The sequence below is a fragment of the Myxococcus dinghuensis genome (genome assembly GCF_024198235.1).
GTDB classification, from domain to species: Bacteria; Myxococcota; Myxococcia; order Myxococcales; family Myxococcaceae; genus Myxococcus; species Myxococcus dinghuensis.
Map to the genome: position 1 here is coordinate 12,534 of NZ_JAKCFB010000015.1, position 14,636 is coordinate 27,169.

General features: G+C 70.8%; 11 protein-coding genes and 1 tRNA gene. 6 read left to right on the top strand and 6 right to left on the bottom strand.

The features are described from left to right. Positions 1-10: 10 nt before the first annotated feature. Positions 11-1,060: a hypothetical protein gene (locus tag LZ198_RS20375; RefSeq protein WP_253973686.1), complete on the top strand. Its 1,050-nt coding sequence runs from the start codon at positions 11-13 to the stop codon at positions 1,058-1,060. 372 nt (positions 1,061-1,432) lie between these two features. After that, positions 1,433-2,020: a hypothetical protein gene (locus LZ198_RS20380; RefSeq protein ID WP_253973687.1), complete on the top strand. Its 588-nt coding sequence runs from the start codon at positions 1,433-1,435 to the stop codon at positions 2,018-2,020. 76 nt (positions 2,021-2,096) lie between these two features. Here the strand turns inward: LZ198_RS20380 and fdxA are convergent, their stop codons facing one another. The 4 genes from fdxA to LZ198_RS20400 form a co-directional block, all read right to left on the bottom strand. Next, a complete protein-coding gene (gene fdxA, locus LZ198_RS20385; protein WP_253973688.1) occupies positions 2,097-2,432 on the bottom strand; it encodes a ferredoxin FdxA in 336 nt (111 codons plus the stop codon). A gap of 109 nt (positions 2,433-2,541) precedes the next feature. After that, on the bottom strand, positions 2,542-3,630 hold the full coding sequence (gene asd / locus LZ198_RS20390; protein ID WP_253973689.1) for an aspartate-semialdehyde dehydrogenase: 1,089 nt from the start codon (positions 3,628-3,630) through the stop codon (positions 2,542-2,544). 72 nt (positions 3,631-3,702) lie between these two features. After that, positions 3,703-4,053, bottom strand: a complete 351-nt coding sequence (locus LZ198_RS20395) for a rhodanese-like domain-containing protein (RefSeq protein ID WP_253973690.1) — start codon at positions 4,051-4,053, stop codon at positions 3,703-3,705. Between the two features lie 100 nt (positions 4,054-4,153). After that, on the bottom strand, positions 4,154-5,305 hold the full coding sequence (locus LZ198_RS20400; RefSeq protein WP_253973826.1) for an acyl-CoA dehydrogenase family protein: 1,152 nt from the start codon (positions 5,303-5,305) through the stop codon (positions 4,154-4,156). Between the two features lie 158 nt (positions 5,306-5,463). On the opposite strand from LZ198_RS20400, the gene LZ198_RS20405 reads away from it, so the two are divergent. Beyond that, positions 5,464-5,535: transfer RNA gene (locus tag LZ198_RS20405), tRNA-Cys, on the top strand. An 82-nt stretch (positions 5,536-5,617) separates the two neighbouring features. On the opposite strand, the gene LZ198_RS20410 is transcribed toward LZ198_RS20405, so the two are convergent. Then, positions 5,618-7,303, bottom strand: coding sequence for a right-handed parallel beta-helix repeat-containing protein (locus LZ198_RS20410; protein WP_253973691.1), 1,686 nt, complete (start codon positions 7,301-7,303; stop codon positions 5,618-5,620). A gap of 81 nt (positions 7,304-7,384) precedes the next feature. Here LZ198_RS20410 and LZ198_RS20415 point away from each other — a divergent pair, with 81 nt between their 5' ends. The 3 genes from LZ198_RS20415 to LZ198_RS20425 all read left to right on the top strand — a co-directional run bounded on the left by LZ198_RS20415 (position 7,385) and on the right by LZ198_RS20425 (position 11,583). Next, positions 7,385-9,220 (top strand): SpoIID/LytB domain-containing protein, encoded by a 1,836-nt coding sequence (locus tag LZ198_RS20415; protein WP_253973692.1) that lies wholly within the window; start codon positions 7,385-7,387, stop codon positions 9,218-9,220. A gap of 121 nt (positions 9,221-9,341) precedes the next feature. After that, positions 9,342-10,580, top strand: a complete 1,239-nt coding sequence (locus LZ198_RS20420) for an energy transducer TonB family protein (protein WP_253973693.1) — start codon at positions 9,342-9,344, stop codon at positions 10,578-10,580. 70 nt (positions 10,581-10,650) lie between these two features. After that, entirely contained in the window at positions 10,651-11,583 is a 933-nt protein-coding gene (locus tag LZ198_RS20425) for a cation diffusion facilitator family transporter (protein WP_253973694.1), read from the top strand. A gap of 121 nt (positions 11,584-11,704) precedes the next feature. Here the strand turns inward: LZ198_RS20425 and gcvP are convergent, their stop codons facing one another. Next, the gene (gene gcvP, locus LZ198_RS20430) at positions 11,705-14,617 is read right to left on the bottom strand and encodes an aminomethyl-transferring glycine dehydrogenase (RefSeq protein ID WP_253973695.1); all 2,913 of its coding nucleotides are present in this window, start codon (positions 14,615-14,617) and stop codon (positions 11,705-11,707) included. Positions 14,618-14,636: the final 19 nt, after the last annotated feature.

A 14,636-nucleotide genomic window follows, 5' to 3' on the forward strand; every position in this document is an offset into this window, starting at 1 on the left:
TCCAGGCCGCATGCGACTCGCCCGACTGTTCGCGCTCACCCTGAGCCTGCTGTCCCTGCCCGCCGCCGCCCAGCCGGAGGTCTTCTTCGGCACCGGCGAGGCCCCCGTCTTCCGCGACACGGACCTGGACCGGCGCTTCGTGCGCACGCGCATGTACCGCGCGCTGGACCAGGGCACCGAGGACGCGGGCTGCGCGCAGGTGGTGGGCGCGCTGCTGACCATGCTCGGAGAGGTGGGGCCGCTGTTCCACAAGCGCGACGAGAACTTCATGCTCGACCCCGTGCTCGCGCACGCGCTCAACACGCAGTTGGTGACGCCGCAGTTCCAGGGCAACACCTTCTTCGTGGCCATGGTGCGCCGCGTGCTCATCGACAAGAAGCTGCGCGCCGAGTGGCTGGCCACCGCCGAGGCCCTCCTGCCGCACTACCCCGCCATCGACATCCCCCGGCTCAAGTTCCTCGCAGACGGCGTGCAGCCCATCGACAGCTTCCTGCTCACCATCCCCGTGCTGCGCGAGCGCTACAAGGAAGAGGTGCTCCGGGTGAACTCCGTGGCGTCCTCCACCGCCGAGGCCCTCTTCCGCGACAACTACCTGGACCACGACGTCACGTTCGCCGGCCTGGAGCTCGTCGACGTGAAGCTCGAGCAGCCGAAGAAGAAGCGCCTCAAGAAGGGCGAGGAGCCGGAGCCCGCGAAGATGATGGCTCGCATGGTGTGGATGGAGCCCGAGCCGGCCTCGACCACGTCCTACGAGTTCCGCTTCGGCAAGCCGCGCAAGCGCGAGCGCGTGGAGATCACCGCCCAGTTGCTCGACAAGCAGTACATGGACCTCAACAAGCTCCTCAAGGGCAGTCGCGTGGTCATCCGGGGCCGCTTCTGGGAGTTCAAGAAGGGCATCACCTCCATCGAGCTGCGCGACGCCCTCATCTTCCAGGACCGGGACTGGACGAAGATCGCCACCTTCGTCGACCCCATGGCCCTGGCCAACTGCCCGCTCGCGGTCAACGACCTCACGGGTATCGCCCCCGTCCAGCCCGGCGCCTTCGGCAAGTTCCGCTGACCGCGGCGCGAGACGGCCGTCCCACCCACCGCACGCGGGCCCCCCGAGGAGCCACCGCTCCCCGCGTGGGAGGACGGCCACCGCGCCCCTGGCATGGGGCCTGCTCACGCCCTCGCACCACTTCACGCGAGGGCAGCCATGAAGGTCGACCGTCCGGACGCATCCCGCAGCGCCACCCCCTCCAGCAAGGCCACGCCCGAGGGCGCACGGTTCCAGGAAGCCCTCAGGACCGCCCGTCCAGCGCGGCCTGGGACCTTGGGCGCGCCCCTGCGCACCGCGCCACCCTCGCCCCCCAAGAGAGGTCCGTCGGGCGTCGGTTCCCTCCCCGCCCCCGCGCCCACGCCGACGACGGGGGCGCTCACCACAGCCGACATGGCGCGGACGCGCGTGGCGCTGGCCAGCCCGGAGGCCCTCGTGGCGAAGCGACAGGTGATGCATGCCGAGTCCCTTCGGCTGAGCACGTCGCGCGGCGAGGCGGGCGCGCGTCAGCAGGAGCACGCCGAGCATCGCCTCACGGAACTCGTCGCGCGGGAGTTGGCGCGGGAGCTTCCGAGGAGCGCTCAGTCCCCCGGCCAGGACTCGCGGAAGGACAGCCCACCTCCTGCCCTGGACCCCACGCGAGTCGAGACGGGGATGGAGCCGGGCGCCGGGACGCCTCGCGGTTCGAACGCCGCGACGACGTCAGGCGCGGCGGCGACGGAAGCCCCGACGACGCAGGTCGACGCGGCGCTCGAGCTCATCGAACGCATCGAGGTCTTCGTGAAGTCGCAGCGCCCCGCCCTGAGCCTGAGCCTGAGGGGCTCGCTGGCCGCGACGGTCGAGGTCGAGCGGACGGGCCCCCGGGAGGTGTCGCTCCGCATCCAGGGCCGGGGGGCTCCGGTGCCCGGCGCGGCGCTGGAGCGCCTGCGCGAAGCCCTGGAGGCACGGGGCCTGAGGCTGAGCACCCTGCGCTCGGAGTGACGGCGCCCGAGACGACGAAGGCCCTCTCGCCGGAGACCGGCGGAGGGCCTTCATCCAGCGCACGGACGCTGTCCGGCTACTTGCCCGGGTTCGGGTCCAGCAGCGAGCGCTTGCCGTCCTTGGCCTTGAACTCCTCGGCCTCGGGCAGTTCCTTCTTCTTCTCCGCGAGGTTCGGCCACTTCGTGGCGAAGTCGGCGTTGAGGGCCTTGTACTCCTTCCACTTCTCCGGCAACTCGGTCTCCGGGAAGATGGCCTTGGTGGGGCACACCGGCTCGCAGGCACCGCAGTCGATGCACTCGTCGGGGTGGATGACCAGGAAGTTCGCCCCCTCGTAGAAACAGTTGACCGGGCAGACCTCGACACAGTCGGTGTACTTGCACTTGATGCAAGGGTCGGCGACGACGTAGGCCATGAACACTCTCCTCTAGGAATTCTTCAGCGCGTCCGTGGGCGCGCAGACTAATGGGTCACACCGGGGATGGCACCCGGAATTTGTGTCGCGTGTCGAGCGAACGGCGCTGTCAGCCCAGCAGGCCCTGGGCCCGCAGCAGCTCCGCCCCGAGGATGGCCCCGCGCGCCGCGCCCATCTTCGTGTTGTGGGAGACGAGCACGTACTTGAAGCCGTTCTCCAGTACACCGTCCTCGCGCACGCGCCCCACCGTGGTGGCCATGCCGCCGTGCGTCTCGCGGTCCAGACGGGGCTGGGGACGGAAGGGGTCGTCCATCAGCTCGATCCACGCGGGAGGGGACGTCGGCAGGTTGTTGGCGACCTCGGCGCCGCGCCACTCGCGCATCGCCTGGGTCACCTCGGCCACGGTGGCCTTCGTCGCCAGGGAGACGAAGACGGACTCGGTGTGGCCCTCCAGGACGTTGACGCGGGTGCAGGTGCAGGAGACCCGGAGGTCGTGGGGGGTGATGGCCGAACCCCCCGAGTCGAGGGCGCCGAGGATCTTCTTCGTCTCCACCTCGACCTTGTGCTCCTCCTTGGGGATGTAGGGGATGACGTTGTCGAGGATGTCCATGCCGATGACGCCCGGGGAGCGCCCGGCGCCGGACATGGCCTGGAGGCTGGTCATGATGACGGCCTTCACCCCGAAGCGCGCGGCCAGGGGGGCCAGCGTCACCGCCAGGCCCGTGGTGGTGCAGTTGGGGCTGGGGGCGATGAAGCCCTTCCATCCCCGGCGGCGCTGCTGCTCGCGGACGAGCGGCGCGTGGGACGCGTTGACGGGGGGGATGATGAGGGGGACGTCCGCCTCGTAGCGGAAGGCGCTGGCGGCGGAGAAGACCGGGATGTCCCGGGCGAGCTTCGGCTCCAGCTCGCGCGCGACGTCCGCCTCCACGGCGGAGAAGACGAGGTCGTAGTCCTTGGCCTCGAGCGCGTCGCCGCTGACCACCTTCATGGCGGCCACCTGGGGCGAGAGCTTCTCGGAGACGAACCACCCGGTCATCCCGTTGGCGTTGCGCAGGGCCTCGCCGTAGGTTTTCCCCGCCGAGCGCGGCGACGCGGCGAGGCCGGTCAGCTCGAAGTACGGGTGGTCCTTCAGCGCGGCGATGAACTGCTGACCCGCGAGTCCGGTGGCGCCGATGAGGGCGGCACGAAGCTTGGCCATGGGGGCGATTCTCCGAGGGAGGATGACCGCCGCTCCATACACCCTTTGACGACGCGCTGCATCCACCGCCCGTCAGTGCTGGGCGGCGGCCCGGGGGCGGACGTGGCGCTCGGTGGGGTATCCCCCGCGGATCCACGCCTGGAGTCCACCGTCCAGACACACGGCGTCACGCCCGTGCATGCGCAGCAGGCGGCAGACACGCCGCAGGTCCGCGCCGTCCGACGCGCAGCCACATAGGACGATGAGCTCGTCGTCGGGGAGCACGCGGTGGTCGCGTGCCACCTCGGTGGGAGACATCCTCAACGCGCCGGGGATGTGCAGGGCATGACGTTCCCATTCAGTGGGGCTGCGACAGTCGATGACGAGCAGTTCGTCGTCTCCCAGGCGCAGGTAAAGCTCGGTACACAGGATGGTGGGCTCCACGAGGACCTCCGCGGGGGCTCTCGGGACTCAACCCGGGCCCCCGGGGACCTCTTCCATGCCGCGCGCCCCGCGGCCCCGCTCGCCGGGCCGGCTGCCCACCCTACAGGCCGAGCTGGCGGGCGATGATCTCGTTCATCACCTCGCTGGCCCCACCGCCGATGGGGCCCAGCCGGGCGTCCCGCCAGTGGCGCTGGATGTCGTACTCCATCATGTAGCCAGCGCCGCCGTGGAGCTGCAGGCACTCGTCCGCCACCCGGCAGGCCGTCTCCGTGGCCACCTTCTTCGCCATGGACGTCTGGGCGACGGCCCACTCCCCGGCGGCGTGCAGGCGCAGCGCATGGTAGGTCAGCTGGCGCGCGCACTCGCGAGCGGTGAACAGGTCGGCGATCTTGTGGCGCACGACCTGGAGCTGGCTGAGCGACTGCCCGAAGGCCCGGCGCGTCTTCACGTGCTCGACGACCTTCTCCAGCATGTCGTCCATGGCGCCCACCGCGCCCAGCGCGAGCGACAGGCGCTCCCACTGGAAGTTGCCCATGATCTGCGAGAAGCCCTGCCCCTCCACGCCCAGGAGGTTCTCCGCGGGGACGCGGCAGTCGTCCAGGAACAGCTCCGCCGTGTCGGACGCGCGCCAGCCCAGCTTGCGCAGCTTGCGGCTGACGGTGAAGCCGGGCGTGCCCTTCTCCACCACCAGCATGGACAGGCCCTTGTGGCCGGCGGACGCGTCCGTCTTCACCGCCATGACCACGAAGTCCGCGCGCACGCCGTTGGTGATGTACGTCTTGGAGCCGTTGACGACGAAGTGGTCCCCGTCGCGCCGGGCGGTGGTGCGCAGGCCCGCGACGTCGGAGCCGGCGTCCGGCTCCGTGATTCCGAGCGCGCCGACCTTCTCCCCGCGGATGGCCGGGGCGAGCCAGCGGCGCTTCTGCGCGTCCGTGCCGAACAGATGGAGGGGCCCGGTGGCGATGGTGAACTGAGCCCCCAGCCCCGCGGACACGCCGCCCGACCCGCAGCGTCCCAGCTCCTCCAGGAGCACCGCTTCGTAGAGCTCTCCCGCGGACGTGCCGCCGTACTCCTCCGGGTACTTCAGCCCCAGGAAGCCCAGCTCGCCGAAGCGGGCGAACAGCTCCCGGGGGAACTCCTCCGCCTCCTCCCACTGGTTGGCGAACGGGAGGATCTCCTTGTCCACCACCGCGCGCACCGTGCGCCGGAACGCCTCGTGCTCTTCCTGGTACAACCCATGGCCATGCAGCATCACGACCTCTCGTCCATGTGAGCGAGGCGGGCTCGCGACGCATCCCGCCACCGGGAACACCCTTCCGGGCGGGATGGTACCGGGGCGCCGCCCCGCCCCGCTGCTCTTCCTTGACCGGACCAACCTGGGCTGCGTATAAACCCGGTCCCCAAGCCGCTGGCGCCATAGCCAAGTGGTAAGGCAAAGGTCTGCAAAACCTTCATTCCCCGGTTCGAATCCGGGTGGCGCCTCTGAAAGAAAAGGCCCGATGCGGAGAGTCGCTCCGCATCGGGCCTTCTCTTTTTCACGGGTCGATTCCGAGGCAGGGGCGCTTCAGCAGCCCAGCTCGACGGCGCCGATCTCCGGGGCCGCGCCGCAGAACGGCAGGCCCACGTCGACGCCCTTGTCCACGGCGAGGGCGCCGGGGCTGAAGCCCTCGCCCAGGTCGGCGGAGCCGCTGGCGGACGAGGTGTCACCGGCGCTGGACATGAACTGGTCCACGGCCATCACCACCCCGTCCTTCTTGCACTGACCGCCGGCCGACAGGAGGTTGTGGCCCAGCTTCAGGCCCGGCGCCTGCCCCCCCATGTCGATGGCGACGGGGGCGTCGAGGATGTTGTTGCGGATGACCGGGCTCTGCGTGGCGCCGCCCGTGCCGTGGCCCATGATGAGGGCTGAGTTGGCGCGGGTGATGGTGTTGTTGACGACGATGGTCCCCTTGGAGTTCTCCAGGCGGATGCCCGTGCCCTCGCCCCCACCGGCGCTGGTGATGTCGTGGATGCGGTTGCGGCGGATGACGATGCCGGAGGGGACCGGCCCCTCGTGGTTGCCACCGACGGAGATGCCCTTGGCGCCGTCGTAGATTTCGTTGTCCTCCACCATCACGTTGCTGGCGGAGTAGTGGACCACGACGACGTCGCCCTTGGCGGTGCTGGTGGGCCGGAACTGGTGCATCCGGTTGTTGCGGACGACCACGCCGTAGCACGTCTTGATGTCCACCGCGTTCTCGCGGTTGGCGTAGAAGTGGTTGTTCTCCACCAGCAGCCCGTCCGCCGGCGGCAGCGAGCTGAAGCCCTCGGGCCCCAGACACTGCACGGAGTCACCCGAGTTGTCGTGGACGTCGTTGTTGCGGACGGTGATGTTCTTGGACGTGGGCTGCACGACGATGCCGTGCGAGTCCTTGTTGCCGGTGGTCCGCACGAAGTTGTGGATGTGGTTGTTCTCGATGATGGCGCCGGTGGCCTTGTTGAAGGTCGTCACGCCCGCGCCGCCACCGCCGTGGTGCAGTTCCGAGTTCGCCAGCGTGGAGCCCGCGACGTTGCCCTCGAAGGCGACGCCGAAGATGTTCTGGCCCTGCACGTCCAGATTGAACCCGTCGATGATCCAATGCGGCCGACGGACCTGCACGAGCGCGCCGGAACCACCGCCCGGGATGACGCGGGGGCTGCCCTCGCCCTGGAGGGTGATGGGCTTGCCGTCGCTGCCCGCCTTCGCGTTGGCGCCGATGACGATGCGCTCGGGATAGGTGCCGGCCTTCACGCGGATGACCTCGCCCGGGCCCGCGCGGCCGATGGCCGCGGAGAGGGTCTTCAGCGGCTGGGCGTCGCTGCCGTCACCGGAGTCGTTGCCGGAGCGGCTCACCACCCACTCGCGGGAGTAGGACGGCGTGGCCGCGGCCGACAGGGCCTTGGCATGGATGCCCGGCTGGGGGGACGGCGTGACGATGGCCGCATGGTCGGCGTGCGAGGGAAGAGACGCGACGGGCGTGTCCGGCACGGGCTGCACGCCGATGGGCGGCAGGGTGCCCGTGGCGTTCGCGGGCGCGGCGTCGGCGCCAGCGGCCGGAGCGGCGGGGGCGGGCGCGGCGGCCGGGGGCGTGGTGGGCAGGTCGATGTTGCCCAGGAACGGCAGGTTCACGTTCGCGCCGTGGGCGGCGGTCGCACCGAGAACGAACAAGCTGGCGGCCAGCGCGGCCTTCGGAGTCTTCAACGTCAAGCAGTTGCCTCCTCGAAATCGCATGAGCGGTTGGAACGCCCACCGCGCCGGGGTCTATTCGCCGGACGACAAGTGGGGGCGGGCGGAGCGCCGGGCGACCGGTCCGTGACAGGCCCCTCCCTGGCGGGTACGGTGACGCCCCCCGTGCGCACCGCCGTCCCGCTCCTGCTCTCCGCCCTGCTCGCCACCGCCTGCGCGAGCCCGAAGACCCCGTCCAGCGCGGAGCCTCCTCCCGTGGCCATGCCGGTGGCGGGCCCCGTGGACGCGGGCACTCCCGCCGCGCCCGGCGAGGACGGCGGGAGCGCGGACGCGGGCACCGACACGTCCGGCGCCGCCCTGGACCTGCCGCCCGCGCCCGGAGAGGACCCGCTGGCCCAGGGCATCCCGGGCCCGGGCGACCTCAAGCGCCTGGACTTCCGCGGCGGCGAGCCCCGCCTGCCCATCCGGCTGATGGAGGGACGGCGCGAGGTGACGTTCTCGCCGCGGGGCCGCATGCGGATGCGCTTCGGCGGCGCCGGGGACCGGGTGCTGGACGCGGCCTCCGGGACGCGTTGGACCGTGCGCGTGACGCAAGGGGAGCCCGCGGCGCTGCTGGCGCGCGTGCAGTTGGCGGAGTTCCGGTTCGCGGACCGCGAGGGGCTGGCCGCGGCGCAGGAGGAGTGGCGCGCGCGGGGGCTGGCGGTGCGGACACACGTGCTGGGCGCGGTGTACGGCATCGCGGGGAAGGTCATCGACAACCGGCGCGTGCTGCTGCTGGTGGACGAGGCGCACTCCGTCGAGGACGCGGCGAAGGGCCAAGCGGAGCTGCTGCGCACGTTCGGCGTGCGGACCAACCTCTTCGAGGAGGTGCGCCAGCCGGCGCGCGCCATCCTGGAGGTGCGCGACGAGTCCGGCGCGGTGGTGGGCCTGGCGCAGGATCGGCTCGACGCGGAGACGCCGGACGGCGCGGGCTTCGACGTGCGGCAGGTGGAGTACGGCGTGGGCTACGACTTCCACGGCTTCGAGGACCGCACCTTCCGGGGCGCGCTCCAACTGGTGGTGGACCGCGCCGGGCTCCTGGCGGTGGTGAACGTGGTGCCGCTGGAGGACCTGCTCAAGGGGCTCGTCCCGGCGGAGATCTTCGCCCGGGCCCACCCGGAGGCCCTCAAGGCCCAGGCCGTCACCGCGCGGGGCGAGGTGCTGGCGAAGGTGGGCATCAAGCACCTGGCGGACCCGTACCTGCTCTGCGCGGAGCAGCACTGCGCGGTGTACCGGGGACGCACGGGCGAGGCGGCCAGCACGACGGCGGCCGTGGAGGCGACGCGGGGCGAGGCCCTGTTCGGCGTGGGCGGCCGGCTGGTGGACTCCGTCTACAGCGCGGTGTGCGGGGGCCACACGGAGGACAACGACATCGTCTGGGGCGGCCCCCCGGACCCGAACCTCCGCGGACGACCGGACACGCTGGACCCCTCCGCGCCGGACCTGGACCCCTCACGCCTGGAGGCCTGGCTGGCCGCCCCCTCGCCGCGGGCCGCCTGTCGGATGTCCAGCTTCGCCCAGCCGAGCAAGTTCCGCTGGGAGAAGCGTTTCACGGCGGGTCAGGTGGACGCACTGACGGCGAAGCTGGGGGTGGGACGCGTCCAGGCGATGAGCCTGGGTGAGCGGGGGGTCTCCGGCCGAGCGCGGGTACTCTCCGTGTCCGGGGACCAGGGCGCCACCCAGGTGCGCGGCGAGCTGAACATCCGCCGCCTCTTCGGGATGCTCAACAGCAGCATGGCGGTCGTGGAGGCCGAGCGGGACACCGAGGGACGGCCCACACACTGGGTTTTCCGTGGCGGAGGCTGGGGCCACGGAGTAGGCATGTGCCAGAATGGAGCTATCGGTCGGGCGGAGGCTGGCCAGCGCTACCAGGACATCCTCCGGCACTACTTCAATGGCGCGGAAGTGGCCCCCATCTATTGAGGTCCAGCGGGGGGCGCGCCTGCTGAGCAGTACACGTCTCGTGAATGCCCTCCCCTGTCCTGCTGTTGTGTGCCGAACGGGTCGGGACTAGCCCGCCGCCTCGGAGGTTTATCATCGCGCCGTGAGCACGGGTTCTTCTCACACAGACTGGCGCCGCAAGCGGCGGCGAGGCTCCCCCTGGCGCGTGGTCGCAGCGGTGGCGCTCGCCCTCTTGCTGCACGCCGTCTATCTGGGCGCGGTGTTGCTCACCGGTGCGCTGTCCCCCGCCTCCCGCGACCACAAGGACGTCACCCGTCCTCCCACCTCCGTGGCGGTCCGGCCCCTGACGGCCGACCAGTGGGCGCGCAACCGGGGCAAGGCGTCGCCGCAGACGCAGCCCCGCCCCTCCGAGCGCCCCCGCGTCGAGGAGAAGAAGGAAGAGAAGAAGGAGGAGAAGCTGGAGGGCCAGGTGGTGGACCTGGCCCCGGGCAACGAGCAGAAGGCCCCGGACGCCAAGTACCTGGCGGAGCACGACAACCGGGTGGAGAAGGAGACGCGCGCCCGCGAGCAGACCCCCTTCTACCGAAACGCCATGCCCCAGCGGACCGCGCCCCAGGAGCAGAAGGGGGCGAGCGCGCAGCCCCAGGCGCCGCGCACGGGGGGCAACAACGGGCTGGGCAACGACGACAAGCCCGCCTCGGAGAGCACCCAGAAGTTCGCCTTCGAGATGCCGGACATCCACCGCAAGGACGAGGTGAAGGTGAAGTCGGACCCCACCACGCCGGGCGGGGTGGCGGTGCGCAACCAGAACGAGAGCGACGAGATGACGGGCAACTCGAAGCGCCTGCGCATCCAGCCCGGCCAGGGCGACGAGGAGGCGGGTTCCTCGGGCCGCGTGGGTTCGCCGGGCATCGCCGCGCTCATGCCGTCGCAGGCGGCCATGGACAAGGTCCTGGGCGCCGCGCCCAACGACCACCTGCGCGACGTGGACGAGGGCGACCAGACGCTGCTCAACTCCCGCGAGTGGAAGTACGCCAGCTTCTTCAACCGCGTGAAGCAGAGCGTGGGCATGCACTGGAACCCGAACGACCAGCTCCAGCGCAGGGACCCCACCGGCTCCATGTACTCCGGCAAGGACCGGTACACGCTGTTGGAGATCACCCTCGACGAGAAGGGGCGCATCACCGACATCCAGGTGGAGAAGAGCAGCGGCCTGGACTTCCTGGACCTGGAGGCGGTGTCCTCGTTCCAGCGCGCGCAGCCCTTCCCCAACCCGCCAGCGGGGCTGCTCAGCGACGACTCCAAGGTGAAGTTCTCCTTCGGCTTCTTCATGGAGTTCGGCGGTGGTCCGCGGATGCGGTTGTTCCGGCAGCCCAACTGACGTCCAGTGATTCACGCGAGACGCCACGAGGTCTCGCGACCGGGCGCGCTTCCCGTTAGGGTGGCGCGACGTGGAAACCTCCCCCGCCGACAGGACCGCCGCGCTGCAGCAGCGCAACCAGCGCATCCGCTTCGTGCTGTTCGCCATCCTCCTGGCGAACTGGTTCGTGGCCGGGGCGAAGCTCATCTTCGGGTTCATGAGCCAGTCGGCCGCGGTGACGGCGGACGGGCTGCACTCGTTCATCGACGGCAGCTCCAACGTGCTGGGGCTGGTGGCCATGGGCGTGGCGTCGCGGCCCGCGGACGACGACCACCCCTACGGCCACGGCAAGTTCGAGGCGCTCGCGTCGCTGGGCATCGGCGCGATGATCGGCATCGGCATGTTGGAGCTGGGGCGCATGGCGCTCGACTCCCTGATGCATGACCGGCACGCGGAGGTGACGCCCGCCATGGCCGGCGTCATGGTGGTCACCCTGGTCATCAACCTGGTGGTGACCCGCGTGGAGCGCCACTACGGCGAGCGCTACAAGAGCACCCTGCTCCTGGCGGACGCGAGCCACACGCTGTCGGACGTCTTCGTCACCATCGCGGTGCTGGCCTCGCTGGGGCTCGTCGCGCTGGGCTATCCCAAGGCGGACGGCGTGGTGGCGTTGGTGGTGATGGTGTTCGTGGCGTGGGTGGCCTACGGCATCGTCCGGCAGGCGGTGGGCATCCTCTCCGACACCGCGCGCCTGGACGCCGCGCAGGTGGCGCAGCACACCATGGCCGTGTCGGGCGTGCGCAGCTGCCGCGACGTGCGCAGCCGGGGCATGGAGGAGAGCGTCTACGTCGACCTGAAGATCGAGGTCGACCCGGAGCTCACCACCGCCCAGGCCCACGAGGTGGCGGACCGCGTGGAGCGCACCCTCCACGCCGCCTACCCGCAGGTGGTGGACGTGGTGGTCCACGTCGAGCCCGAGCACGCCCCCCCCGCGCGCGCGGACGTCAGCCCCCACCCGGGCTGAGCGCGCGCCCCGGACGCAGCACGAGGTCCCCGGGCCCCGCGCCCTGCCCCGCGCGGTCCCATGAAGAAGGGCCGCCTCCCCAGGTGGGAGACGGCCCTCGAACGGCACCGACGGGCGCGACTCAGGCCGTGGCGGCCTTGGACGGCTCCGGCGTCATGTAGTCCTCGATGGGGGGGCACGAGCACACGAGCTTGCGGTCACCGAGCACGTTGTTCAGGCGCCCCACGGACGGCCAGAACTTGTTCTCGCGCACCCACGGGGCCGGGAACACGGCCAGCTCGCGCGAGTACGGCCGGTTCCACTCCGGCGCGGTGACGACGCGCGAGGTGTGCGGCGCGTGCTTCAGGACGTTGTTGTCCTTGGGCATGCGGCCCTCCTCGATTTCGCGGATCTCCTGGCGGATGGCGATCATCGCGTCGCAGAAGCGATCCAGCTCCGCGCGGGACTCGCTCTCCGTCGGCTCGATCATCAGCGTGCCGGCCACCGGGAAGGACACCGTGGGCGCGTGGAAGCCGTAGTCCATGAGCCGCTTGGCCACGTCCTCCACCTCCACGCCGGAGGTCTTCTTCAGCGGGCGCAGGTCGACGATGCACTCGTGCGCCACCTTGCCGCGCTTGCCCCGGTAGAGCACCGGGTAGTGGGGCTGGAGCCGCTCGGCGATGTAGTTGGCGTTGAGGATGGCCAGCTTCGTGGCCTGGGTGAGGCCCTCGCCGCCCATCATCGAGATGTACATCCACGAGATGAGCAGGATGCTCGCGCTGCCCCACGGCGCCGCGGAGATGGCGCCGATGCCGTCCGCGCCGCCCGTCTGGATGACCGGGTGCCCCGGCAGGAACTTCACCAGGTGGCTGGCCACGCAGATGGGGCCCATGCCCGGGCCGCCACCGCCGTGCGGGATGCAGAACGTCTTGTGCAGGTTGATGTGGCAGACGTCCGCGCCCACCAGCCCCGGCGCCGTCAGGCCCACCTGGGCGTTCAGGTTGGCGCCGTCCATGTAAACCTGGCCGCCGCGCTCGTGGATGATGGAGCAGATCTCCTTGATCTCCTCCTCGAACACGCCGTGCGTGGACGGGTACGTCACCATCAGCGCCGCCAGCCGGTCCTTGTACTCGTCCGCGCGCACGCGCAGGTCGGCCAGGTCGATGTTGCCGTTCTCGTCGCACTTCGTGACGACGACCTTGTAGCCGGCCATGACGGCGGAGGCCGGGTTGGTGCCGTGCGCGGAGGACGGGATGAGGCACACGTCGCGGTGCCCCTGGCCACGGCCCTGGTGGTACGCGCGGATGACGAGCAGCCCCGCGTACTCACCCTGGCTGCCGGCGTTGGGCTGCAACGAGCAGCCCGCGAAGCCGGTGATGGTGGAGAGCATCTGCTCCAGCTGCTCGAAGATGACCTTGTAGCCGGCCGCCTGCGAGGTGGGCGCGAACGGATGGAGCCGGCCGAACTGGGGCCACGTCACCGGGATCATCTCCGCGGTGGCGTTGAGCTTCATGGTGCAGCTCCCCAGCGGAATCATCGAGTGCGTCAGGGACAGGTCCTTCGCCTCGAGCCGCCGGATGTAGCGCAGCATCTCCGTCTCGGAGTGGTAGCTGTTGAAGACGGCGTGGGTGAGGAACGGGCTCGCGCGGCGCAGCCCCGGCTCCACCGGGCTCTCCACGGGGCTTGCCCCCACCTCCTCCAGCGACGGGGCCGCGGACTTGCCGGCGCCGGTGGCGAAGGCGGTCAGGATGGCCTCCACGTCCGCAGGCCGCGTCGTCTCGTCCAGGGACACGCCCAGCGTCTTCTCGTCGATGCGGCGGAAGTTCATCCGCGCCGCCTCGGCGGCGGCCAGCACCGCGCGCACCTGCGGCGGCGACAGCTCCACGCGCAGCGTGTCGAAGTACTGCTCGTGCCTGGTCTTCAGCCCCAGCTTCGCCAGCCCCCGCGCCAGGAGCACCGTCAGGCCGTGCACGCGCTCGGCGATGGACTTCAGGCCCTTGGGGCCGTGGTAGACGGCGTACATGCTGGCGATGACGGCCAGCAGCACCTGCGCGGTGCAGATGTTGGACGTCGCCTTCTCGCGGCGGATGTGCTGCTCGCGCGTCTGGAGCGCCATGCGCAGCGCGCGCCGGCCCTGGGCGTCCTCGGACACGCCGATGAGGCGGCCCGGCATCACGCGCGTGAAGGCGTTCTTCGTGGCGAAGTAGCCCGCGTGCGGGCCGCCGTAGCCCATGGGCACGCCGAAGCGCTGCGCGCTGCCCACCGCCACGTCCGCGCCGAACTCGCCCGGGGGCGTCAGCAGCGTCAGGCTGAGCAGGTCCGCCGCGACGACGAGCAGGCCGCCCGCCGCGTGCACCTTCTCACCGAAGGCGCGGTAGTCGTGGACCGCGCCGTCCGTGGCCGGGTACTGCACCAGCGCGCCCACGTACTTCTTCGCGCCCAGGTCCACGGTGCGGTGGTCGCCCACCACGATCTCCAGCCCCAGCGGCGCCGCGCGCGTGCGCACCACGTCCACCGTCTGCGGGTGGCAGGCCTCGGAGACGAAGAAGGCGACACCCTCGTCCTCGCCCTTGGCGTGCAGCGCCAGCGCCATGGCCTCCGCGGCGGCGGTGCCCTCGTCGAGCAGCGAGGCGTTCGCCACCTCCAGCCCCGTCAGGTCCATCACCATCGTCTGGAAGTTGAGCAGCGCTTCCAGCCGGCCCTGGGCGATCTCCGCCTGGTACGGCGTGTACTGCGTGTACCAGCCCGGGTTCTGGAAGATGTTGCGCAGGACCACGTTGGGCGTGTGCGTGTCGTAGTAGCCCATGCCGATGAAGGACCGGAACACCTGGTTCTTCGCGGCGATGGCCTCCAGCAGGGTGAGCAGCTCGTGCTCGCCGCGCGCGGGCCCGAGCCGGAGCGGCTCCCTGGAGCGGATGGCCGGCGGCACGGTCTGCTCGATGAACGCATCGAGCGAGTCCACGCCCAGCGCGGACAACATCTGCTTCAGCTCCTGCTCGTCCGGACCGATGTGCCGGCCGGCGAACGACTCCTGGTACTTCCAGTTCAAGGACATGGCGGTGGTGGCTCGCGAG